At 66.6% G+C, this 22,375-nt stretch carries 20 protein-coding genes; 12 read left to right on the forward strand and 8 right to left on the reverse strand.

The window, feature by feature from the left end; genetic code table 11:
• Window positions 1-75: 75 nt before the first annotated feature.
• The 5 genes from nirD (at window position 76) to ACFVUS_RS35130 (ending at window position 3,418) form a co-directional block, all read left to right on the forward strand.
• Entirely contained in the window at window positions 76-462 is a 387-nt protein-coding gene (gene nirD, locus ACFVUS_RS35110) for a nitrite reductase small subunit NirD (RefSeq protein ID WP_387776660.1), read from the forward strand.
• The gene (locus ACFVUS_RS35115) at window positions 459-1,841 is read left to right on the forward strand and encodes a uroporphyrinogen-III synthase (protein WP_387776663.1); all 1,383 of its coding nucleotides are present in this window, start codon (window positions 459-461) and stop codon (window positions 1,839-1,841) included. Before nirD ends, ACFVUS_RS35115 begins: the two co-directional genes overlap by 4 nt.
• Window positions 1,838-2,647, forward strand: coding sequence for a sirohydrochlorin chelatase (locus ACFVUS_RS35120; RefSeq protein ID WP_387776666.1), 810 nt, complete (start codon window positions 1,838-1,840; stop codon window positions 2,645-2,647). Before ACFVUS_RS35115 ends, ACFVUS_RS35120 begins: the two co-directional genes overlap by 4 nt.
• Window positions 2,648-2,815: 168 nt before the next feature.
• On the forward strand, window positions 2,816-2,950 hold the full coding sequence (locus tag ACFVUS_RS35125) for a hypothetical protein (protein ID WP_387776669.1): 135 nt from the start codon (window positions 2,816-2,818) through the stop codon (window positions 2,948-2,950).
• 48 nt (window positions 2,951-2,998) lie between these two features.
• A complete protein-coding gene (locus ACFVUS_RS35130) occupies window positions 2,999-3,418 on the forward strand; it encodes a nuclear transport factor 2 family protein (RefSeq protein ID WP_387776672.1) in 420 nt (139 codons plus the stop codon).
• A gap of 40 nt (window positions 3,419-3,458) precedes the next feature.
• Here the strand turns inward: ACFVUS_RS35130 and ACFVUS_RS35135 are convergent, their stop codons facing one another.
• A complete protein-coding gene (locus ACFVUS_RS35135; RefSeq protein ID WP_387776675.1) occupies window positions 3,459-4,112 on the reverse strand; it encodes a TetR/AcrR family transcriptional regulator in 654 nt (217 codons plus the stop codon).
• A gap of 205 nt (window positions 4,113-4,317) precedes the next feature.
• On the opposite strand from ACFVUS_RS35135, the gene ACFVUS_RS35140 reads away from it, so the two are divergent.
• From ACFVUS_RS35140 to ACFVUS_RS35160, 5 genes are read left to right on the forward strand one after another with little or no spacing between them, the layout of a single operon-like run.
• A complete protein-coding gene (locus ACFVUS_RS35140; protein WP_387776678.1) occupies window positions 4,318-5,685 on the forward strand; it encodes a flavin-containing monooxygenase in 1,368 nt (455 codons plus the stop codon).
• A 16-nt stretch (window positions 5,686-5,701) separates the two neighbouring features.
• Entirely contained in the window at window positions 5,702-6,850 is a 1,149-nt protein-coding gene (locus ACFVUS_RS35145) for a serine hydrolase domain-containing protein (RefSeq protein WP_387776681.1), read from the forward strand.
• 60 nt (window positions 6,851-6,910) lie between these two features.
• Window positions 6,911-8,569 (forward strand): class I adenylate-forming enzyme family protein, encoded by a 1,659-nt coding sequence (locus ACFVUS_RS35150; protein ID WP_387776684.1) that lies wholly within the window; start codon window positions 6,911-6,913, stop codon window positions 8,567-8,569.
• Between the two features lie 6 nt (window positions 8,570-8,575).
• Complete coding sequence (locus ACFVUS_RS35155; protein WP_387776687.1) at window positions 8,576-10,327, forward strand: amidohydrolase family protein; 1,752 nt, start codon at window positions 8,576-8,578, stop codon at window positions 10,325-10,327.
• A gap of 10 nt (window positions 10,328-10,337) precedes the next feature.
• Entirely contained in the window at window positions 10,338-11,117 is a 780-nt protein-coding gene (locus ACFVUS_RS35160; protein ID WP_387776690.1) for an SDR family NAD(P)-dependent oxidoreductase, read from the forward strand.
• Between the two features lie 52 nt (window positions 11,118-11,169).
• On the opposite strand, the gene ACFVUS_RS35165 is transcribed toward ACFVUS_RS35160, so the two are convergent.
• From ACFVUS_RS35165 to ACFVUS_RS35185, 5 genes are all read right to left on the reverse strand, one after another.
• Window positions 11,170-11,385 carry a hypothetical protein gene (locus ACFVUS_RS35165; protein WP_375965927.1) on the reverse strand — a complete coding sequence of 72 codons (216 nt, stop codon included), beginning with the start codon at window positions 11,383-11,385 and terminating at the stop codon, window positions 11,170-11,172.
• Window positions 11,386-11,545: 160 nt separating this feature from the next.
• Window positions 11,546-12,280 carry a respiratory nitrate reductase subunit gamma gene (gene narI, locus ACFVUS_RS35170; RefSeq protein WP_387776694.1) on the reverse strand — a complete coding sequence of 245 codons (735 nt, stop codon included), beginning with the start codon at window positions 12,278-12,280 and terminating at the stop codon, window positions 11,546-11,548.
• Entirely contained in the window at window positions 12,277-12,957 is a 681-nt protein-coding gene (narJ, locus tag ACFVUS_RS35175) for a nitrate reductase molybdenum cofactor assembly chaperone (RefSeq protein WP_387776697.1), read from the reverse strand. The genes narI and narJ overlap by 4 nt, the downstream gene beginning before the upstream one ends.
• Entirely contained in the window at window positions 12,954-14,627 is a 1,674-nt protein-coding gene (gene narH / locus ACFVUS_RS35180; RefSeq protein ID WP_387778514.1) for a nitrate reductase subunit beta, read from the reverse strand. Before narH ends, narJ begins: the two co-directional genes overlap by 4 nt.
• A gap of 10 nt (window positions 14,628-14,637) precedes the next feature.
• The gene (locus ACFVUS_RS35185; protein ID WP_387776700.1) at window positions 14,638-18,342 is read right to left on the reverse strand and encodes a nitrate reductase subunit alpha; all 3,705 of its coding nucleotides are present in this window, start codon (window positions 18,340-18,342) and stop codon (window positions 14,638-14,640) included.
• 368 nt (window positions 18,343-18,710) lie between these two features.
• Here ACFVUS_RS35185 and ACFVUS_RS35190 point away from each other — a divergent pair, with 368 nt between their 5' ends.
• Window positions 18,711-19,154, forward strand: coding sequence for a YdeI/OmpD-associated family protein (locus ACFVUS_RS35190; RefSeq protein ID WP_387776703.1), 444 nt, complete (start codon window positions 18,711-18,713; stop codon window positions 19,152-19,154).
• Here ACFVUS_RS35190 and ACFVUS_RS35195 read toward each other — a convergent pair.
• Window positions 19,117-20,718 (reverse strand): FAD-dependent monooxygenase, encoded by a 1,602-nt coding sequence (locus ACFVUS_RS35195; RefSeq protein ID WP_387776706.1) that lies wholly within the window; start codon window positions 20,716-20,718, stop codon window positions 19,117-19,119. The two genes, ACFVUS_RS35190 and ACFVUS_RS35195, sit on opposite strands and share 38 nt — an antisense overlap.
• 46 nt (window positions 20,719-20,764) lie before the next feature.
• On the opposite strand from ACFVUS_RS35195, the gene ACFVUS_RS35200 reads away from it, so the two are divergent.
• Window positions 20,765-21,508 carry a TetR/AcrR family transcriptional regulator gene (locus ACFVUS_RS35200; protein ID WP_387776709.1) on the forward strand — a complete coding sequence of 248 codons (744 nt, stop codon included), beginning with the start codon at window positions 20,765-20,767 and terminating at the stop codon, window positions 21,506-21,508.
• 10 nt (window positions 21,509-21,518) lie between these two features.
• Here ACFVUS_RS35200 and ACFVUS_RS35205 read toward each other — a convergent pair whose 3' ends face one another.
• A complete protein-coding gene (locus ACFVUS_RS35205; RefSeq protein ID WP_387776712.1) occupies window positions 21,519-22,289 on the reverse strand; it encodes a hypothetical protein in 771 nt (256 codons plus the stop codon).
• Between the last annotated feature and the right edge of the window lie 86 nt (window positions 22,290-22,375).

The following is a 22,375-nucleotide window of genomic DNA, read 5'->3' on the forward strand; positions in this document are numbered from 1 at the left end:
CGGGAAATGACCGCTTAACCGCCCGGAAACAGGACGTCCGTATCAATAGGTGAGGGCGTTCGGAGGAGAGTACCGATGACCACCGTGATCGACACACCAGGCACCGCCACCAGCCTCAACGGCTGGACCTCGGCTTGCCGACTCGATTATCTGATTCCCGGCCGCGGCGTTGCGGTACTGCTGAAGGGCGGCCGCCAGGCGGCGCTCTTCCTGACCGCGGACGGCATGCTGTACGCCGTCGGCAATATCGATCCCTTCGGCCGGGCGGCGGTCATGTCGCGCGGCATCGTCGGTGATCGCGGCGGGGTGCCGGTGGTGGCTTCTCCGCTGCTCAAGCAGGCTTTCTCGCTCATCGACGGGCGCTGCCTGGACGATGACTCGGTATCGGTTCCGGTGCACGCGGTGCGTGTGGTGGACGGTGTGGTCGCCCTGGCCAATGAACCCGACGGTGGTACGGCATGACCGAGGTCGACGCTGGAACCCCGCTGGCCGGATTCACGGTCGGCATCACCGCGGCGCGCCGGGCCGACGAGCTCGGCACGCTGCTCACCCGCCGGGGCGCGAATGTTGTTTCCGCCCCGGCGATTCGAATCATTCCGCTGGCGGACGACACCGAGCTGGAGCGGGTCACCCGCCAGCTGATCGCCGAGCCGCCGCAGCTCACCGTCGCCACCACCGGTATCGGATTCCGGGGCTGGATGGAGGCCGCCGAAGGTTGGGGGCTCGCCGAGGAACTGCGCGAAACCCTGGCGTCCACCCGCATGCTGGCGCGCGGCCCCAAGGCCAAGGGCGCGATTCGCGCCGCCGAACTGCGTGAGGAATGGTCGCCCGCGTCCGAATCCTCCGCCGAGGTGCTCGATCATCTGCTCGCGCAGGGCGTCGAGGGTATGCGGATCGCGGTGCAGCTGCACGGCGCGACCACCGAATGGGAGCCGGTTCCGGACTTCTGCGAGGTATTGCGCTGTGCCGGAGCCGATGTGGTGCCGGTGCCGGTCTACCGCTGGATTCCGCCCGAGGACCGCACCCCGATGGATCGCCTCATCGAGGGCATCGTCACCGGCGGGCTGGACTGCGTGACCTTCACCAGTGCGCCCGCGGTGGCCTCACTTCTCATGCGCGCCAAGGAAACCGGACTGCTGGAGGCGATACTGCACGCCTTCCGCGGCCGGGTGCTGGCCGCCTGCGTCGGACCGATCACCGCCGCCCCGTTGGAAGAACTCGGCGTGGCCACCACCATGCCCGGCCGCGCCCGGCTCGGTGCGCTGGCTCGCCATGTGGCGGAGGAACTGCCGCGGCGCGCCAGCCGCATCCAGGCCGCCGGCCATATCCTCAGCGTGCGCGGCGCGTGCGTGGTGGTGGATGGTCAGGTGCGCCAATTGGCTCCCGCCCCAATGGCTTTGATGCGTTCGCTGGCTCGCCAGCCCGGTCGTGTCGTCTCCCGCGAGGATCTGCTGGCCGCCCTGCCCGGCGGCGGCGATGACACGCACGCCGTGGAAACCGCCATCGCCCGCCTGCGCGCGGGCCTGGGCACCCCGAAGGCCATTCAAACCGTCGTCAAGCGCGGCTACCGGCTCGCCCTGGACCCGGCCGAATGCATCGACAACCCGCGCCCGGTCCAGGCGATTCCCGCCACCCCCGCCGCACGTCCGCAGTTTCCTTCCCGCGCAACGACTTTCCCGCCGCGCCAGGACCTCCCGGCGCGCGGCCCCGGTATCGTCCGGCCCACCGACTCCGCACTGAACGGCTCGGCCCACGCGTCGTTCCCGCCGCGCCCGGCCGTCACCGGTTCCGGCGCACCCGTCCGCCCGATCCGCCCCGCCCCCGTCGCGGAGGCCTGGTGAATACCCCCGCGCTGGTTCTGGTCGCGCACGGCACCAGGAGTGCGCGCGGTGTGGAGATGATCGCGGCGCTGGCCGAGGCGGTGTCGCGCGAGCTCGAGGCGCAGGCCGACGGACGTGTCACTCGCACGGCGGATTTCGCCGCGGTGCGGGTGGAAGCTGGTGCCGGTGCGCCGTTCGGGGGCGCATCGGCATCTTCGGAGGTGCCGCGGGTGCGGACGGCGTTCGTGGATGTGCTGGGGCCTTCGCCGTCCGAGGTGCTGCGCGACGTGGATGATGTTCCCGCCGTGGTGGTTCCGGCGTTCCTGGCCTCGGGCTATCACGTGTATCAGGATGTGCCGCGCGAGGTGGCGGCCAGTGCGCACGGCGCGGTGGCGGTCACCCCGGCCATGGGGCCGGATCCGGCCCTGGCCGCGGTGATGCGGATGCGGTTGCGGGCGGCCGGATGGCGGCCCGGTGACGCGGTGGTGTTCGCGGCCGCCGGATCATCGGACGCGCGGGCGCGCCGGGATGTGCGGCGGGCCGCCGGACTGCTGGCCGAGCAGATCGCCGCGCCGGTGCGGGTGGCGTATATCGCGACCGGTGAGCCGAGGGTGCCCGAGGTGGTGGCCGAATTGCGGGCCGCTGGCGCGCAGCGGGTTTTCATCGCGTCGTATCTGCTGGCGCACGGTCTTTTCCATGAACGGTTGCATGCCGCGGGTGCGGATGGGGTGGCCGAGCCGATCGGTGTGCATCCCGCGATTGTGCGTTTGCTCGTTGATCGCTATCGCATCGCGGCGGGTAGTTTGCGTACCGTTCGCGTCGCCTGACCGAATCGCCGAAATCTCCGATTGTTTGGCAGTTTTCGCATTGCCATGGCAATGTGCCAGGAAATTCCATTTCGCTCGAAGGGTTTCCCGGTGAAGAAGCTGGTTGTCACTGTCGGTCTGATTGCAGGTTGTGCCGCAGGGTCTTTCGCCCCTGCCTCCGCTGTGCCGATGTACGACCCGTGGACGGCGTGCAAGGCGTCCGGCTTGAGCGATGAGGCGTGCAGCGCGCAGGTCAATGCCAATGACCCGGCCACCAACCCGGGCGCGGGCTTCGGCTGGACGGGTTCCGCCGCCGCCCGCTGACCGGAATTCCCGGTCGACTATCGACCGCGGCGGGCCCAGGATGACGGCATGTCCGATGCCGAACATCCCGCCCGCCGTGCCGGTCTCGCTTCACAGGCCGCGGTGCGCGCGCATCGCAAGGCCGACTGGCTGGCACTGTTCGCACCGGACGCGCGGGTCGAGGACCCCATCGGTATCTCCCCGTACGATCCGATCGGCGACGGCCATTTCGGCCATACCGCCATTGCCGCCTTCTGGGATATGGCCATCGCCCCCAGTGCCATCGACTTCCGGCTCACCGATTCCTATGCCTGCGGTGACGAGGTGGCCTTCATCGGAACCATTCGCAGCGCGCGCGCCGATCGCGCCACCGAGGTGGACGGCGTCTTCACCTATCGGGTGAATTCCGGCGGGAAAATCATTGCGCTGCGCGCCTTCTGGGAATTGAAACAAGCGCGCACCACATTTGCGGCGAATCGGGACAGCTGAGCATTTGCCGATCCACGCTGACCGGCATCGCCAATAGCCTTCAGGCCCCGGGTGTTTGCAGCGCCGGGAACCAGATATCGGTCAGCACCGTCGCGGCCTCCTCGGCCGAGACATCGATGGTCCCCTGCATGGCCCAGCGCGTGAAGAACCGCTCCAGCTGCGCCACCAGCAATTCGATTCGCAGTCTCGCCTCGTCCTGCTGCCCTTCGGGCCAGCGCGACAGATATGACGTCATCACATTCGGCACCGCGAGAATGCCCTCGCGCGCCACCTCGCGGAACTCCGGTTCCAGCGCCGTCGCCTCATCCCAGGCGGGCAGCAGATCCTTGTACTCCTGGAACCAGTCGATGGACCGCCGCATCCAGGCCGCGAACTCCTCGCGCGATCCGGTGTCGAGCACATGGTCCAGATCCTCGTAGAAGATCTGCACGCTGGGCAGTGCGCCCTGGGCGGCGATGGCGCGCAAGACATCCGGTTTGCCGGTGAAGTGCAGATAGAAGGTGGCGCGGCTGCATCCGACCGCCGCGGCGATGTCGTCCACCCGCACGGGCGCGTAGCCCTGGGTGGTGAACAGCTGTTTGGCCGCGTCGATGAGCCTGCTGCGAGTGAGCCGTTTCTGCTCATCGCGCAGTGAGGTGCGCCGGGTGGTCACCCCCGCAGCGGGTGCGGGGTCAGTGGCCGGTTCGGTCTGCATGGGTGCTGGCCGCCTTGGTTCGGGTGAGCGAAAGGCGACCGTGCGGCTGCCTTTTCCGATGCTCGAGTCTACGTCTGCCGGTGTTTCCCTCCCGATGATAGACGTTTGTAGATTCACTAGACACTATGTCTAGTGACTGCTAGCGTGTGTGTCACATCACGTCCGGCCGTGGAGTGTGACCTGCGGCCGAAGCCAGGAGAGTGCATTGGAAACACGCGAGTTGCCCAGGGTGTGCGTCATCGGCGCCGGCCCGTCCGGCATCACTGCCGCCAAGCGGCTTGCCGAGTACGGCATCCCCTTCGACTGCTATGAGGCGTCGGATCAGGTGGGCGGCAATTGGTACTTCAAGAACCCGAACGGCATGTCGGCCTGCTATCAGAGCCTGCACATCGACACCTCCAAGTTCCGGTTGGCCTTCGAGGACTATCCGGCCCCGGACGAGTGGCCGGACTTCCCGCACCACACCCAGCTGCATCAGTACTTCAAGGATTACGTCGAGCATTTCGGCATCGGCGACCGAATCATCCTGAACACCAAGGTGATCTCGGCCAAGCGTGACGCCGAGGGCCTGTGGCAGATCAGCACCGATACCGGCCGCACCGAAACCTATGACGTGCTGCTGGTGTGCAACGGGCACCACTGGGATCCCCGCATGCCGGACTACCCGGGCGAATTCGACGGCGTGCTCATGCATTCGCACGCCTACAACGATCCGTTCGATCCGGTCGATATGCGCGGTAAGCGCGTTGTCGTTGTGGGCATGGGCAATTCGGGGCTGGATATCGCCGCCGAACTGTCGCAGAAGTTCATCGCCTCGAAGTTCTTCCTGTCCGCCCGGCGCGGGGTGTGGGTGCTGCCCAAGTATGTGAACGGCAAGGTCGGTGACAAGGCGTCACTGCCGCCGTGGATGCCGAAGAAGCTGGGGCTCAAGCTGAAACAGCGCTTCGTGGTCAAGAATCGCGGCTATATGGAGGATTACGGCCTGCCCAAGCCGGATCACCTGCCGTTCGAGGCACATCCGTCCGCGAGTGAGGAATTCCTGCACCGCGCCGGTTGCGGCGATATCGACTTCAAACCCGCCATCACCCGTCTGGACGGCAAGCACGTGCATTTCGCCGACGGCAGTGTGGAGGAGGTGGATGTGGTGGTGTGCGCCACCGGATATCACATCAGCTTCCCGTTCTTCTCCGACGCGGAACTGGTGCCCGATGCGCGCAATATGATTCCGCTGTACCGGCAGATGATCAAGCCGGGCATCGACAATCTCTTCTATCTCGGTCTGGCCCAGCCGATGCCGACGCTGGTGAACTTCGCCGAACAGCAGTCCAAGCTGGTCGCGGCCTATCTGACCGGCAACTACCGGCTGCCGTCCGAGGCCGAGATGACCGAGGCCATGCGCCTGGCCGAGGAGAAGCGCAGCGGGCAGTACTACGACTCGCCGCGGCACACCATCCAGATCGAATTCGAGCCCTACGTGCGCGATCTCCAGCGTGAGCTGACGCGCGGCGCGAAACGCGCCGCGGCACAGGGCCATGAGCTTCCGGTCCCGGCCCGCGCGGCCGTCCGAGTCTGAGAAAGGGCGGATCGGAATGAGCAACGTGGCTGGATTCTGCACCGACGAATTCGAGTCCGTCCGTACGGCTTTCACCGAACAGGTGGAATCCGGCGCGGAACTGGGCGCGTCCCTGTGCATCACGGTCGAGGGCGATACCGTCGTCGATCTGTGGGGCGGGCACGCCGATCCCGAGCGCACCCGGCGCTGGGGTGCGGACACCCTGGTGAACGCCTTCTCGGTCACCAAGACCATGACCGCGCTCAGCGCACTGCTGCTGGTCGATCAGGGCGCGCTGGACGTGCACGAGAAGGTGGCGCACTACTGGCCGGAGTTCGCGGCCAACGGCAAGGCCGATATCGAAGTGCGGCACCTGCTTTCGCACACCTCCGGGGTCTCGGGCTGGGAAGCGCCGATCGAGGTGCCCGATATCTACGAGCGGGAGTCCTCCACCGCGCGGCTGGCCGAACAGGAGCCGTGGTGGGAGCCGGGCACCGTCTCGGGCTATCACGCGCTCAACTACGGACATCTGATCGGTGAGCTGATCCGCCGCATCGACGGCCGCACCCTGGGCAAATTCTTCGCCGAGGAGCTGGCCGGACCACTCGGCGCGGACTTCCACATCGGCGGGGCCGCACAGTATTCCGATCGCATCGCCACCCTGGTGCCGCCGGAGTACCCGGAGTTCGATCAGTCGCTGCTGCCGCAGGACAGCGTCATGTACAAGACGCTGTTCCAGCCGCTGCTGGACTTCGAGATGTGTGGCACCCCGGAATGGCGGGATGCCGAGATCGGCGGCGTGAACGGTCAGGGCAACGCGCGCTCGGTGGCGCGCATCCAATCGCTGATCAGCAATGGCGGGGAGCTCAGCGGCCGGAAGTACCTGTCCGAGAAGACGATCGACCTCATCTTCGACGAGCAGGTCGACGGGGTGGACCTGGCGATCCTGCTGCCGCTGCGCTTCGGCATCGGTTACGGCCTGCCGCACGCGCAGACGGTGCCGAACGTCCCGGACGGGCGGGTGTGCTGGTGGGGCGGTCTGGGCGGCTCCATGGTCGTCAACGATCTCGATCACCGGGTGACGTTCGCGTACACCATGAATCGCATGGCCCCCGGCCTGATCGGCTCCGACCGCGCCGACGCCTACCTGAAGGCGGCCTTCGCCGCGGTGCGGGGCGGTGCGTGAGCGCGGGGAGAAACGGCAATATCGGTACGCGGCCCCACCACATACTCGAGGATCTGATTCATGACCAAAGCTGTTGACCTCCAAGCGCTCGCGGCGCGGATCGCCGGTGGCCTGACCGGTCCCGGTGGCCCGTTCGAGATCACCGTGGAACCGGTGCTCGGCGCGACCATTCCGGTTTTCCGCAATCGGCGGCGCTCGCTGCTGGAACTGCTGGAGGATTCGCGCGCGCTCGGCGACCGCGACTATCTGGTCACCGCCGATTCCCGGCTGACCTACGCCCAGCACTACGAGGCCGCGGGCGCGCTCGCCGCCGCGCTGGCCGAACGCTACGGCGTCGGCAAGGGCGATCGGGTCGGCATTCTGGCCGCCAATACCCCCGAATGGGTGCTGACCTTCTGGGCCGCACAGCGTTTGGGCGCGATACCGGTCGGCTACAACGCCTGGTGGGCCCCGCAGGAGATCGCCTACGGCATCGGGCACACCGAGCCGAAGGTGGTGATCGCGGACGCCAAACGGGCCGCGCTACTGGCGGATTCGGGTGCGCAGGTGCCCGTGCTCACCATGGAGAACGACCTTCCGGCGCTGACCGCCGAATTCGCGGGGCAGTACCCGACCGCCGAAGTGGCCGAAGAGGATCCGGCCTGCATCCTCTACACCAGCGGCACCACCGGCCGTCCCAAGGGCGTGGTGCACTCGCAACGGAATATGGTGGCGGTCAGCGACTATCACCGTTTCACCGATGCGCTGGCGGCGGGATTCCGCGGTCTGCCGTGGGACGGTTCGCCGACCGATCGGCGCTACCTCAACACCTCGCCGCTGTTCCATATCGCGAGCCTGCACAATCTGGTGATTCCCCGGCTCACCACCGGTGACGCGGTCATCTTCCACAGCGGTGGTTTCGATGCGGAGAAGATCCTGGGGCTCATCGAATCCGAGCGCATCACCAACTGGGCGGCGGTGCCGACCATGGCCAGCCGACTGCTCGATGTCGATGTCGCGCAATACGATCTGTCCTCGCTGTCGGCGCTGTCGCTGAACACCGCGCCGTCCTCGCCCGCCCTGCATCAGCGCCTGCGCGAGCGGGTGCCGGTGGCCCAGGTCGCGTTGACCACCAGCTACGGCTGCACCGAGAGCGGCACCGCCGCCACCGTCGCCACCCCGCCGGACCTGATCGCGAATCCGGAGACCGTGGGGCGGCCCATCGTCGGCGTCGCCATCGAAATCCGCGATGCCGAAGGCAAAGTCGTGCCGGACGGCACCGAGGGCGAGATCTGCGTGCGCAGCCCGTACGTCATGCTCGGCTACTACAACGATCCCGCCGCCACCGCCGCCTCCATCGATGAGAATCGCTGGCTGCGCACCGGCGACTTCGGCTTCGTCTCCGAGGGCCGCCTGCAAATGGCCGGGCGGCGTTCGGATCTCATTCTGCGCGGCGGTGAGAACGTGTACCCGGCCGAGATCGAGAACGCCCTGGACGAGCATCCGCTGGTGCGCGAATCCGCGGTGCTCGGCGTCCCGCACGAGGACCTCGGCCAGGAGGTGGCGGCGATCATCGTTGTCGCGGACCCGGATTCGGTCACCGAGGACGAGTTGCGCGATCACGTGGCGCAGCGGCTGGCGTACTTCAAGGTGCCCGCGCGCTGGCTGATCACCGCCGACGCGCTGCCGCGCAACGCGACCGGCAAGGTGCTGCGCCGCGAACTATCGCTGGGGGAGTGAATCACCGTGTACGACACCATCATCAAGGGCGGCCGCTGGTTCGACGGCACCGGTGCGCCGTCGGCCATCCGTGATATCGGCATCAGCGGCGGCCGGATCGCGGTGGTCAGCGCCACCCCGCTGGACGAGACCGATTGCGCGCGAGTGATAGACGCCGCCGGGCAGTGGGTCATTCCCGGCATGGTCGATATCCACACCCACTACGACGTGGAGGTGCTGCTGGATCCGACGCTGTCGGAATCGCTGCGGCACGGCGTCACCACGATCCTGCTGGGCTCGTGCTCGCTCTCGACTGTGCATGTGAACGGCTCCGACGCCGGTGACCTGTTCGGCCGGGTGGAGGCCATCCCGCGCAAACACGTGGTGGCGGCCGTCGATGAGCTCAAGACCTGGAACAGCGCGCACAGCTATGTGGCGGCGCTGGAATCGCTGCCGCTGGGCGCGAATCTGGCTGCCTTCATCGGTCATTCGGATATCCGGTCGGCGCAGATGGGTTTGCAGCGGGCCACCAGTCCCGATGTCACGCCCACCGAATCCGAGTTGCGGGCCATGGAGCACAAACTGTCCGAGGCCCTGGACGCGGGCTTCGTCGGCATGTCCTCGCAGCAGCTGCTGTTCGACAAGCTCGACGGTGAGGTGTGCCGCTCGCGCACACTGCCCTCCACCTACGCCAAGCCGAAGGAACGGCGGCGGCTGAATCGCATTCTGCGCGAACGCAAGCGGGCGCTCCAGGGTGGTCCCGATGTGGCCCGCCCGCAGAGCCTGGTCGCCATGGCGGTCAGCAGCCTCGGCGTCTTCCGGCCGAATCTGAAGGTCAGCCTGCTCTCGGCCGCCGATATCAAGGCGATCCCCGGTGTGGTGAAGGTCTTCCCGCTCATCGGCAAGATCCTGAACCGGCTCGGCGGTGACTTCCGCTGGCAGCACCTGCCGGTGCCGTTCGAGGTCTATTCCGACGGCATCGATCTGCCCGTCTTCGAGGAATTCGGTTCCGGCGCGGCGGCTCTGCACCTGTCCAACCAGATCGACGAGCGGCGCGCACTGCTCGCCGACGAGAACTACCGGCGCTGGTTCCGCAAGGACTACGACAAGAAGTGGGGTCCGCGGGTCTGGCACCGGGACTTCTTCGATGCCGAGATCACCGAATGCCCGGACGCGAGCGTGATCGGCAAGACCTTCGGTCAGGTCGGCGTGGATCGCGGTGGCGTGCATCCGGTCGACGCCTTCCTGGATCTGGTGGTGGAGTACGGGCCCAAGGTGCGCTGGCGCACCACCATCTCCAATCACCGGCCCGAGGTATTGGATCAGCTGGCCGCGGATCCCAGTGTGCAACTGGGCTTTTCCGATGCGGGCGCGCACCTGCGCAATATGGCCTTCTACAACTTCGGCCTGCGCCTGCTGCGGCGGGTCAACGAGGCGCAGCAGGCCGGACGCCCGTTCATGACCGTCGAGCACGCCGTGCACCGCGTCACCGGCGAGCTGGCCGACTGGTACGACCTGGACGCCGGGCACCTGCGCGTCGGCGATCGCGCCGATGTGGTGATCATCGATCCCGCACACCTGGACGAGAGCCTGGACGCGTACGCGGAGAACCCGATTCCCGAGTACGACAACCTCTCCCGCATGGTCAATCGCAATGACGACACCGTCACCGCGGTCCTGGTGAACGGCGAACACGTATTCGGGTTGGGCGAGAAATCCCCGGCCCTCGGTAAACAGCGCACCGGGCGGTTCCTGCGCGCCGGTCGACGCGAGAAGTAGGGAATTCAGCATGAGCACAGCACGATTCGGCGGTAAGACCGCCGTGGTGACCGGTGCGGCCTCCGGAATCGGTTCGGCCATCGCCACCGCACTGGTGGCCGAGGGCGCCTCGGTGGTCGGCCTCGATATCGATGAGGCGGGTTTGCAGAAGAAGGCCGCCGAACTCGGCGACGCCTTCGTGCCCGCGGTCGCGGATGTGACGGTGGAAGATCAGATCGCCGCCGCAATCGCCGTCGCCGCAGCGCGTTTCGGCCGCCTCGACGCGGCGTTCAACGTGGCGGGCGGCTCCCGCATCGGCGCGGTCACCGACCTCGAGGAATCCGATTGGGATTTCACCGTCGATCTGGTGCAGAAGAGTGTGTTCCTGTGCACCAAACATGAAGCCCGCCTGATGCGTGAGTCCGGCGGCGGTGCGATCGTGAACATCTCGTCCCTGGACGGGCGCGTCCCCATGCCTGGCGGCAGCGCCTATGCCACCGGTAAGGCCGGCGTGGTGATGTTCAGCAAGAACGCCGCATTGGAGTTGGCGCAGTATCGAATTCGAGTGAACTCGGTGCTGCCCGGACTCGTCGACACCCCACTGGTGGCGGCGGTCATGGGTTACGAACCGGCGAAACAGATGTTCCTGGACCGCATTCCGCTGGGTGCGGCGGCTACGGCGGAACAGGTGGCCGCGCCATGTCTGTTCCTCGCCAGTGACGATGCCTCGTACATCACCGGTACCGAACTGGTGGTGGACGGCGGCTGGGAAATCAGCAATTTCCCGAATCTGGCCAAACTCGCCGGGTAATACGGCTACCCCTGCCGGTCATCAGAATTGCTGGTGACCGGCAGTCGCGTTTTCAATCCTTGGCGAGACCGTCCGGGCCGAGGCTGGCCGCGTCCAGGCCCAGCATCTGCAGCAGGTATTCACAGTCGGCCGCGTCGAGTGCGTGCCCGGCGACCGTATGCCTGGCCTGCGCGTTCTGCTTGGCGCAGGCGGCCTTCTCGGCGGCGCGTGCCGCACCGAACTCACCCTGCTCATCGCGCAGGTTGGTGGTCTGGTTGATCAGGGTCATAGAAGTCTTCCCAGGCCGTGTCGGGTTGCCGTATCCGAATGAATCGGGTCAACACCGTCTATTCCTTACCCTACTTGGTGGCCGGAGTTATAGAAATGAGATCGCCCGGAAACGCATTTGTCGCTTGTCACAAGGCAGGTCGGCAGGGGTTTTCGGGAATCTAGCGCGGCGGCAGCGATGAGGTCTCCCAGGCACGGGCGAAGCGCCGTTTGTCGGCCGCGTTGGTCTCCTTGCTGCGGTAGACGACGTACGGGCGGGTCAGATAGCCGATCGGGGCGCTGAACATGTGCACCAGTCGGGTGTACGGCCAGATGCCGATCAGGGTCAGCACGATCAGGCCGTGCGCCTGGAAGGTCCACGGGGTGCCGACCATGAGTTCGGGCTGTGGATGAATCGAGAACAGGCTGCGGAACCACGGGGAGACGGTTTCGCGGTAGTTGTAGGTGCCCCAGAGCAGGTTGCTGCCGACCGTATTCAGCAGGCCGGTGATGAGCGCACCGGCCAGCAGGACGTACATGACCTGATCGTTGCGGGTGGTGGCCTTGCGGACGGCGGTGACGGTGACGCGGCGGTAGAGCAGGATGCCGATGCCCGCGATCACCGCGATGCCCGCGACCGTGCCCGCCGAGACCGCCACCACGTGATACAGGTGCTCGGAGATGCCGACCGCGTTGGTCCAGGACTCGGGGATGAGCACGCCCAGCACGTGCCCGCCGATCACCCCGAGCATGCCGAAGTGGAACAGCGGACTGCCCAGGCGCAGCAGTCGCGATTCGTAGACCTGTGAGGACCGCGTGGTCCAGCCGAACTGGTCATTGCGATAGCGCCACAGATGGCCCAGGGCGAAGGAGGTGAAGGCGACGTAGGGCAGCGTCAGCCAGAGGGCGGGGGTCATCGGCGGGCTTCCGATCCGGCGAAGGCCAGGGGGTCCATGGCGAAGGGTTCCAGGCCGACCTCTTCCTCGGGCGGACCCTGGGCGGCGAGTTCGGCGATGCGGCGGCGGTCGGCGGTGGTGACCGGCGGCAGCGTGCAGGTGACGGCGGTGAGGATGCCCGCGTACGGAGATCCACTGTCGGACAGCGAAAGTCGCAGCAATTCCAGCACCGGGACGTGTTCGCCGAGCAGGCGCTCACCACCGATGGGATCCACCGTGGCGGCGAATTCCAGCAGTACCGGCAGGTGATCGGGCAGTTCCTGATCGCCGAGTTCCACGCCCGCCTGCCGGTAGGCGTGCTTGAAACGCAGCAGCGCCATACCGCGTTTGCGGGTGTCACCGTAGGCGTAGAAGGTCAGGTGCAGGCTGGCGCGGCGGCGCATATCGAAGGTCTCGACGTACTGCTGGGCCAGTGCGATGGGGGCGGTGGCGCGCAGGTGGTCGAGGAAGCCGTCCAGGTGCGGGCGCACGGTGGGCGGCAATTCGGCCGCGGCACCGGACAAATCGTCGAGCATGGCGAGGGTGCGCTCGTGCGGGTAGTCCAGCAGTAGCGCCGCCAGCCGCCACACCAGGTGGCGGTCCCGCTCGGAGAGCGTGACCACGGGTTCGGGACGACGGCGCAGTTTCAGCAGGCTCATCGGCTCGCACCCGTCGTAATCGGTTCGGGCACATCATCGCCCGGGTGAGCGTCGCCGTTCGTGCCATTGCCATTGCCATTGCCGTTTCGGGTCGGCAGTAGGCCGTTCGCGCTCTTGCCGTCCCAGTTCAGCAGGTTCACCCGGGTCGACTTCTCCTCCGGCGCAGCGCCATTGGTATCGGTGAGATGGAACTTCTCGGCCATCACGTCGAACGCCGTCATCCCCGGTCCGCCGTCGGTGTCCAGTGAACAGCCGGTGGCGAGCGAATCCAGTTCGTGCGCCCGCGATGTCGCGCCGTTCGGGATCACATAGCGGTGCTCGTACTTGGCGATCGCGAGCAGCCGGTACATGGCCTCGATCTCCTCGGGTTCGAGCCGCACCGAATCCGGGATGGCCATATCGGGTTCCTGGCCGAGATTGATCGAGCGCATGAACGCGCGCATTCCGGCGAGGCGTTGCAGTGCATCGCGGACCGGGCCGATCTCACCGGCGGTGAACAACTCGGCGAGGTATTCCAAGGGAATTCGCAATGCGTCGATCGCGCCGAACAGGTTCGAGGCGTTCTCACCGTCGTGCCCGGTCTCGGACAGCACGTCCACCACCGGTGACAGCGGCGGCACGTACCAGACCATCGGCATGGTGCGGTATTCCGGATGCAGCGGCAGTGCGATCTTGTAGTCGACGATGAGCTTGTAGACCGGCGAATCCTGCGCCGCCTGAATCCAATCCGGGGAGATACCGGCGGCCTCGGCCTCGGCGATCACGCGCGGATCATGCGGATTGAGGAACACCCCGAGCTGTGCCGGATAGAGATCCTTGTCCTCGGTCACCGAGCAGGCGTCGAGCACGGCGTCCGCGTCGTAGAGCATGACGCCGATGTAGCGCAGCCGTCCCACACAGGTTTCCGAGCACACCGTCGGAATGCCGACCTCCACGCGCGGGTAGCAGAAGGTGCATTTCTCCGCCTTGCCCGTCTTGTGGTTGAAGTAGATCTTCTTGTACGGGCAGCTGCTCACGCACTGCCGCCAGCCGCGGCACTTATCCTGGTCGACCAGGACGATGCCGTCCTCGGACCGCTTGTAGATGGCACCCGACGGGCAGGCCGCCGCGCAGGACGGGTTCAGGCAGTGCTCGCAGATGCGCGGCAGGTAGAACATGAAGGTCTGCTCGAATTCGAGCTTCACCTGTTCGGACAGCTTGGCCAGCAGCGGATCTTTACCGACCTGTTCCGGTCCGGAGCCGAGCGAATCATCCCAGTTCGCGCCCCAGGTGACGTCCGTATTCTCGCCCGTAATAAGGGATTTGGGCCGCGCCACCGGCGTGGTGTCCATCTGCGGTGCGGACAGCAGATTGTCGTAGTCGTAGCTCCACGGGTCGTAGTAGTCCGACACGGTGGGCAGATCCGGGTTGGCGAAGATATTGAGCAGCCGCTTCATCCGGGATCCGGATTTGAGGGTGAGGCGGCCCTTCTTGTTCAGGGTCCACCCGCCCTTCCACTTCTCCTGATCCTCGTAGCGGCGCGGATAACCCTGCCCCGGACGGGTTTCCACATTGTTGAACCACACGTATTCGGTGCCCGCGCGATTGGTCCACGCCTGTTTGCAGGTGACCGAGCAGGTGTGACAGCCGATGCATTTGTCGAGGTTCATCACCATCGCCAGCTGTGCCATGACGCGCATATCAGTACTCCACTTCTTGGCTGCGCCTACGGATGGTGGTGACCTCATCGCGCTGATTTCCGGTGGGGCCGTGGTAGTTCAGCGCGAAGGACTGCTGGGCGTATCCGCCGATCAGGTGCGAGGGCTTGATCATGATGCGGGTGAGCGCGTTATGGATACCGCCGCGCTTGCCCCGGCCCTTGAATTCCTGTGCGCCCTCGGCATTCTCGGCGGGCCCTTCGATGCGCGGCACGTTCACCGCGCGGTCCTGGGCGTGATACATGAACACGGTGCCCTCGGGCATGCGATGCGAGACGATGGCGCGGGCGACGACCACACCGTTGCGGTTGACGGCCTCGATCCAATCGTTGTCGGCCACACCGATTTTGGCGGCGTCCACTTCGGACATCCAGATGGCCTGGCCGCCGCGCGAGAGCGTCAGCATGTGCAGGTTGTCCTGATAGGCCGAGTGGATGGACCATTTGGAGTGCGGCGTCAGATACCGCACGGTGACGCCGTTCTCGCTCACCTTGCCGATACCGGGCTCACTGAATAGCGCCGTCATATCCAGCGGTGGCCGGTAGATCGGCAGCTGTTCGCCGAGCTCGATCATCCAGTCGTGGTCGAGGTAGAAGTGCTGCCGCCCGGTGAGGGTGTGCCACGGCTTGAGCCGCTCGGTATTGATGGTGAAGGGGGAGTACCTGCGGCCGCCGGTCTCACTGCCGGACCATTCCGGTGAGGTGATGACCGGCACCGGCCGAGCCTGGGTGTCCGCGAACGTGATTCGCTTACCCTCGTGTTCGGCGGCCAGATCGGCCAGTTCGGTGCCGGTGCGCCGCTCCAGCTCGTGGAAGCCCTCCACCGCGAGCCGGCCGTTGGTGGTGCCGGACAGCGCCAGAATGGCCTCGGCGGCATGGATGTCCTTGGCCAGGGACGGACGCCCCTGTGCCACACCGGAAACCACGGTGCCGTTCATGCCCTTGAGGTACTCGACCTCGGCGTCCGGGACCGTGGTGACGCCCTTGGTGGTGAGGCCCATGCGCTCCACGAGTGGACCGAGCGCCGCCATCTTCTCCGCGACGTTCGGGTAATCACGCTCGACCACAACGATTTTGGGCATGGTGACGCCCGGAATGGGCTCACACTCGCCCTTCTTCCAGTCCAGCACCCGGCCACCGGCCTGCGCCAGTGCGTCGGCGCTGTCGTGCTGTAGCGGTACCGCGACAATGTCCTTGCGCACGCCCAGATGCTTTTCCGCCAGCCAGGAGAACCCGCGTGCGATGCGGTGGAAGGCCTCGAAGTCGGTGCGCGCCTCCCACGGCGGGGAGATGGCCGGGGTGAAGGCGTGCACGAACGGGTGCATATCGGTGGAGGACAGATCGTGCTTCTCGTACCAGGTGGCGGCGGGCAGCACGATATCGGAGAACAGCGTCGTGCTGGTCATCCGGAAGTCCAGGGAGAGCAGCAGATCCAGCTTTCCGGTGGGCGCTTCCTCGCGCCATTCCAGCTCCTGCGGGCGCACCCCGGTGGCCTCGGCGGTCTGCAGGTTCGAGTCCGCGCCCAGCAGATGCCTGTGGAAGTACTCGTTGCCCTTACCGGAGGAACCGAGCAGGTTCGCCCGCCAGACCGTCAGCACGCGCGGGAAGTTCTCCGGTGCGTCCGGGTCCTCGCACGCGAAGCGCAGCTCACCGGATTTGAGTCCGTCGACCACGTAGTCGGCGGCCGACTTGCCCGCCGCCTCGGCCGCATCGGCGAGATCGAGGGGATTGCGATTGAGAGTGGGGTAGGACGGCATCCAGCCCAAACGTGAAGCGAGCGCGATATTGTCGGCCGCCGTGCGTCCGGAGAAGGTGCCCTTTCCCAGTGGGGAAGCGAACGCCTCGGAGGTGAACGGGTCGTACCGCCACTGGTCATTGGTGAGGTACCAGAACACGGTGCCCTGCATCTGGCGCGGCGGCCGCTGCCAGTCCGAGGCGAAAGCCAGTGTGGACCAGCCGGTTACGGGCCGGCACTTCTCCTGGCCCACGTAATGCGCCCAGCCGCCGCCGTTCACGCCCTGACAACCGGTGAGCAGCGTCAAAGTGAAGAAGGCGCGGTAGATCTGATCGGAGTGGAACCAGTGATTGGTGCCCGCGCCCATCAGGATCATGGAGCGGCCGCCGGAACGGTCCGCGTTATCGGCGAATTCGCGTGCGATGCGCTCGGCCTGTTTGGCGGGGACGCCGGTGATCGTCTCCTGCCAGGCGGGGGTGTACGGCTCGCTCGGATCGTCGTAACCGGTCGGCCAGCTGCCGGGCAGGCCGGGGCGGGCGACACCGTACTGCGCCAGCAGGAGGTCGAACACCGTCGTCACCCGCTTACCCGCGATGACGGTGGTCGGCACGCCGCGGGTGAGGACCTCCGCGGACGGCCCGTCGAATCGTGGGAACTGCACGGCCGCAGCGTCATCGGTGCGGCCGTGCAGAGTCAGCAGGGGATCGACATCCCCCAGATCGAGGTTCCACTTGCCCTTACCCGCCTCGGTGAAGCGGTGGCCCAGGGAACCGTTGGGCACCTGCGGTTTACCGTCCGCGTCCAGCAGCACCGGCTGGAATTCGACGCTCTCCCCGGTGATTCCGAGGTCGGCGGCGGTCAGGAACTTTCCGGGTACCGCGACGCCGTCCTTCTCGTCCAGTGCGATGAGGTACGGCAGATCGGTGTAGCGCTTGATGTAGTCGTCGAAACGCTCGGTTCGCTTGTCCACGAAGAACTCTCGCAGCACCACATGCCCCATGGCCATGGCCAGTGCGGCATCGGTGCCGGGGCGCGCGGGCACCCATTCGTCGGCGAACTTGGTGTTGTCGGCGTAGTCGGGGGAGACCACCACGACCTTCTGGCCGCGATAGCGGGCCTCGGTCATGTAGTGCGCGTCCGGGGTGCGGGTGACCGGGACATTGGAGCCCCACATGATCAGGTATCCGGCATCGAACCAGTCCGCGGATTCGGGCACGTCGGTCTGATCGCCGAACACCTGCGGGGACGCCACCGGCAGGTCCGCGTACCAGTCGTAGAACGACAGCATGGAACCGCCGATGAGCGAAATGAACCGCGCCCCAACGGCATGCGAGACCATCGACATGGCCGGAATGGGGGAGAAGCCCGCCACCCGGTCCGGGCCGTACTTCTTGATGGTGTGCACATGCGCGGCCGCGGCGATCTCGGCGGCCTCCCACCATTCGGCGCGCACGAAGCCGCCCTTACCGCGCGCGGACTTGTAGGTCTTGGCGGTCTCCGGATCCTCGACAATGGATTCCCATGCCAGCACCGGATCCTTCAGCCGCGTCTTGGCGTCGCGGTACAGCTCCAGCAGCACCCCGCGCACGTACGGATACCGAATGCGCGCGGGCGAATACGTGTACCAGGAGAAGGAGGCGCCGCGCGGGCAGCCGCGCGGCTCGTACTCCGGCTTGTCCGCGCCGACGGACGGGTAGTCCGTCTGCTGCGACTCCCAGGTGATCACGCCGTCCTTGACGTAGATCTTCCACGAGCACGATCCGGTGCAGTTCACGCCGTGCGTGGACCGCACCACCTTGTCGTGCGACCACCGATCCCGATAGAACTCGTCCGCGTCGCGCCCACCCACCTGATGCAGGGTGCGCAAATCGCCGGAGACCTCACCGCGCTGGAAGTATTTACCCAATCGGAGCAGTGCATCGCCGGACGAAGTTCCGGTATGCGGGTTAGCCATGACGCCCCTATCGAGAGTGAAGAACCGGGCTGCTGGCTCGACTGTAAAGAGGTGCGGGCGGGTGGCAAAACGGTTGTCTCACAATGCGCTGAGCACCATTGTGAGCTGTGAGGTCGGCGCAACCTCATGGTCACTGGCGGGTTGCGGCATGGACCGGTGTGATCGGTCCCTACCTGCGGAAATGCCCTACCGGTGGGTAAATAGTCGCGCTATACAAAGGTTTTCGGCCGCTCGCGGTGATGCTTCGGAAACGGCTGGTTCTCTCGCGGTTTACATTTGTTAACAGAAGTTCGAAGCGAAATCCGATTGCTATCGGATCGCTGGTGAATATCCCGCGTACTCGCAGCGGGCTCGAATAGCATGCGCTCATGCACCGATTCGAGGGCGTGATCCACGAAGCCGACGGTGGCGGCGCGTATATCCCCATTCCCGCCGACATCCTGGCGGCGCTCGGCGGCGGAGGCCGCATCCCGGTGCGGGCCGCCTTCGATGGGATCGCGTACACCGGGTCGATCATGTCCATGGGGGACGGGCCGTGCCTGGGGATCCGCAAGGGCATTCGGGCCGAGCTGGGTAAGGGGCCGGGCGATGCGGTGACCGTGACGGTGGAGCGCGATACCGCCGAACGGACCGTCGAGGTCCCCGATGATCTGGCCGTCGCGCTCGCGGACGCGGGCGTGCGCGCGGCGTTCGACGGGCTGTCCTATACCAATCGGCGGGAGCTGGCGAACGGGGTCACCGAGGCGAAGCGGGCGCAGACGCGGGCCAAGCGCATTACGAAGGCTGTCGATGCCGCACGGGAGCGTGGTTGACGAGCTCCAGCGCGGTGCGCAGTGCCTGCGCCGGATCGGCGGGCAATTCCGGTGCGCGCCAGGCGACTATCTGATCGGGGCGGACCAGTAGCGCACCCGATGTGGTGAGACCGGCTGTGGTGCAGTAGCTTTCGTCGATTCGGTGGCTGGCCGTTCCCGTCTGATCGGCTGCCCTCTGCCATGCTCCGCCTTCGGGGCCGATGAGGAGGGTGTATCCCGTGCCGATCAAATCGAGCGTCGACCGGCCGGGGGCGAGGAATGTGTGCGGAATCCGGGTGCCCGGCTGACCGCTCGTATCCAGTCGCGTCATGGTGTGCGGGCTGCCGTCGGTTACGAATGCGCCTGTGGGATAGCGGTTTCCGAGAATCATTGCGATCGGATCCGCCAATGGTGTGCCGTCGGTCGACTCCCTGGTCATGGTGCGCAGGTTGAGGGTGCGAATGCTCGACTGATCGGCAATGAACCAGCCCACGGGGTGACGCTCGGCGTGATAGGTGTCCAGCAGGGCCGGATCGGCCCGGCCCTGTAGGACGTGCGCCAGCTTCCAGGCGAGGTTGTGCGCGTCCTCGATGCCGGTATTCGCACCCGCCGCCGCGAAGGGCGGCATGACATGCGCCGCGTCGCCCGCCAGGAACACCCGCCCCGAGCGGAACGCGTCGGCGATGAACATGCCTGGCTCCCAAGGCAATACGCTCAACACCTCGATATCGATATCGGGTACGCCGATGGCGATCCGCAGGGCTTCCGGCCAGTCCCGCACCGGCCGGTCGACACCGACGCCGCTGGTGAATATCCACCGCCGAGTACCGTCGACGGACGCGAAAGCCCCTGGCGCGCGGTCATTCTCGATCTGGCAGAGATTGAACTCGCGCCCGCGCACCAGCTCGCCCAGCTCGGCCCGGAAGTACACGTTCACGGCGCTGCCGAGCGTGCCGCGCCCACCGCGGGTAATCCCGAGCCGCTCCCGGATCGGGCTGTTCGCGCCGTCCGCGGCGATCAGATAGTCGGCATCGAGGGTGTCCATCGCGCCCCCGGCGGTGCGCACGATCGCACGAATGCCGGGACCGTCATCCCGGGGGGCGCTCGGTGAATCGCTCGCGTGCGCGATGTCGCCCGGGCCGTGGTGTTCACGGAAGTCCATGAGTTCCACGCCGAACCGGATATCGGCCCCGCGCGCCTCGGCGATCTCCCACAACACCGGTTCGAGCAGATCCTGTGCGCACAGGCACGCCCCCGCCGGGGTGATCGCGTCCCAATCCGGCATCCCGCCGGGAAACATCACCGGTAGCCGCTCGGCCTCGGCGAGCGTCGGCCCCGCCGCCATCGCCTGATGATTCGCCAGGTCCCGTGCCGCGCCGAAGACCTGGTCGGCGATCCCGAGCTGGCGGAACAGCTCCATCGTCCGGAGATTGATACGCCGCGCCTTCGGCTGGGGAGAGGTGGTGGCCCGCCGCTCGACCAGTGTCACCTCGACATCGTGCTGCCGCAGGAACAGTGCGGCGCACAGCCCGACGAGTCCGCCGCCGACGATCAATACGCGTGGTGTGTGTACGTTGTACATCATGTGTACGTTGTACACGAATGGTTGAATTCCGGGCAAGGAGGTGACGATGACCGACGACCAATCCCCACCCGGCCAGCTGATCTGGACCCTGCCCGAACCCCCGGGCCGATCGACGACCACATTGAGCCGCGCCGACATCCTGCGCGCCGCCCTGACCATCGCCGACGCCGAAGGCGCGGCCGCCCTGACCATGCGCCGGGTCGCCACCGCCGTCGGCGCGTCCACCCCCATGTCCCTCTACCGCTACGTCGGCAGCAAAGACGGCCTGGTAGACCTCATGATCGACGCGGTCTACGCCGAAATCCCGCTGCCCCCAACGGCTTCCGATTGGCGCGTGACCCTGGAACGGCTATCCCTGGACACCTGGACCGTCATCCAGCGCCACCTCTGGTTCGGCCACCTGGTGCACACCCGCCCACCCTTCGGCCCGAATGCCCTGCGCTACTTCGACTTCCGCTTCGCCCTACTGGAATCACTCGGCATTTCGGCCGATGACATGACCCGCATCACCAACGCCATCGATGGCCATCTCATCGGCACGGCGTTGCAATTGGCCGAGGAAACGCGCATGCGCACCCGCACCGGCCTGCACACCGACGCCCAACTCGACGCGGTCGCGACCCCGTTCCTGCAACCCACCCTCGCGGCGGGCAATCACCCCGCGTTCGCCCGCTGGCTCGAAAACCGCACTGTCGCAGCCACTGTCGACACGCAGGGCCCGGTCGCCTGGACCCTCGCGGCCCTACTGGACGGCATCACGGACCGCCTCGGTCTCCCGCAGCGGCCGTGACTCCCGCAGGCTAAGCGATCTCGCTCGGCCGCTTGAACCAGGCCACCGCGCTCTTCTGGCACAGCAGAATCACCACCGCGAGACTGGCCCCGAAGCCGAGCACCCCCGGCGGAGTCTGCGCGGCCATCCCACCGGCCCCGATGAGCAGTTCGATGCTTGCCAGCACAATCGCGGTGACCCGAATCCCGTTGCCGCCGGACCTGAACCCGAATGCGAACCCCGCCAGCACGATCGCGAAGAAGTACCCGACGGTGGCGGCGCCCGCGGCCTCCGCCCCGACGATCGCCCCCGTCATGAAGGTCAGCACAAGTCCCAGCCCGCCGAAGAGGAAGGCGATCACCCGAGCGGCCTTCACGGACTGCGGCATCTCCATCGGCATCGCCGGATACTGCCCATATCCCGGATACTGCACATTCCCCGGATACTGCGGATACGGATGCTGCCCGTACGCGTTGTGCCCGTAGGGATTCGGCCCCTGCGGGTACCCCTGGGGATAGCCGCCGCCCTGGGGTTGTCCGCCGTAAGGCTGTCCCCCGTAAGGCTGTCCGCCATAGGGCTGTCCCCCGTAGGGCGGCATCGGCGGCATCGCCGCGGTAGGTGGGTAATTCAGCGGAGCCGCCGGGGCCGCCGGAGTCGGCACACTCTCCGGCAACGCCGCGGTGGGCGGATAGTCGCCCACCGGCGCGGGTACGGGTTCTCCCCACGGTGCTCCCGTCGTTCCCGGCACGCCCTCCTGCGCCCGGGAATCACCATTGCCGCCAACGTTTTTGCCGAGATCCACCGAATTCTTCCTTCATCCCCGCATCCGCACGATCCTGTGCGGTGCTCCACGAGGAAGATAACAGCGCTCCCGGACAATCGGGTCTT

It is taken from the genome of Nocardia sp. NPDC058058 (assembly GCF_042885355.1).
Classification (GTDB): Bacteria; Actinomycetota; Actinomycetes; order Mycobacteriales; family Mycobacteriaceae; genus Nocardia.

Excerpts from the sequence above, each read along its gene's own strand:
- nirD (WP_387776660.1), top strand. The coding sequence starts at position 76 with ATGACCACCGTGATCGACACACCAGGCACCGCCACCAGCCTCAACGGC.
- ACFVUS_RS35115 (WP_387776663.1), top strand. The coding sequence starts at position 459 with ATGACCGAGGTCGACGCTGGAACCCCGCTGGCCGGATTCACGGTCGGC.
- ACFVUS_RS35125 (WP_387776669.1), top strand. The coding sequence starts at position 2,816 with ATGTACGACCCGTGGACGGCGTGCAAGGCGTCCGGCTTGAGCGATGAG.
- ACFVUS_RS35130 (WP_387776672.1), top strand. The coding sequence starts at position 2,999 with ATGTCCGATGCCGAACATCCCGCCCGCCGTGCCGGTCTCGCTTCACAG.
- ACFVUS_RS35135 (WP_387776675.1), bottom strand. The coding sequence starts at position 4,112 with ATGCAGACCGAACCGGCCACTGACCCCGCACCCGCTGCGGGGGTGACC.
- ACFVUS_RS35145 (WP_387776681.1), top strand. The coding sequence starts at position 5,702 with ATGAGCAACGTGGCTGGATTCTGCACCGACGAATTCGAGTCCGTCCGT.
- ACFVUS_RS35150 (WP_387776684.1), top strand. The coding sequence starts at position 6,911 with ATGACCAAAGCTGTTGACCTCCAAGCGCTCGCGGCGCGGATCGCCGGT.
- ACFVUS_RS35160 (WP_387776690.1), top strand. The coding sequence starts at position 10,338 with ATGAGCACAGCACGATTCGGCGGTAAGACCGCCGTGGTGACCGGTGCG.
- ACFVUS_RS35165 (WP_375965927.1), bottom strand. The coding sequence starts at position 11,385 with ATGACCCTGATCAACCAGACCACCAACCTGCGCGATGAGCAGGGTGAG.
- narI (WP_387776694.1), bottom strand. The coding sequence starts at position 12,280 with ATGACCCCCGCCCTCTGGCTGACGCTGCCCTACGTCGCCTTCACCTCC.
- narJ (WP_387776697.1), bottom strand. The coding sequence starts at position 12,957 with ATGAGCCTGCTGAAACTGCGCCGTCGTCCCGAACCCGTGGTCACGCTC.
- narH (WP_387778514.1), bottom strand. The coding sequence starts at position 14,627 with ATGGCACAGCTGGCGATGGTGATGAACCTCGACAAATGCATCGGCTGT.
- ACFVUS_RS35185 (WP_387776700.1), bottom strand. The coding sequence starts at position 18,342 with ATGGCTAACCCGCATACCGGAACTTCGTCCGGCGATGCACTGCTCCGA.
- ACFVUS_RS35190 (WP_387776703.1), top strand. The coding sequence starts at position 18,711 with ATGCACCGATTCGAGGGCGTGATCCACGAAGCCGACGGTGGCGGCGCG.
- ACFVUS_RS35195 (WP_387776706.1), bottom strand. The coding sequence starts at position 20,718 with ATGATGTACAACGTACACACACCACGCGTATTGATCGTCGGCGGCGGA.
- ACFVUS_RS35200 (WP_387776709.1), top strand. The coding sequence starts at position 20,765 with ATGACCGACGACCAATCCCCACCCGGCCAGCTGATCTGGACCCTGCCC.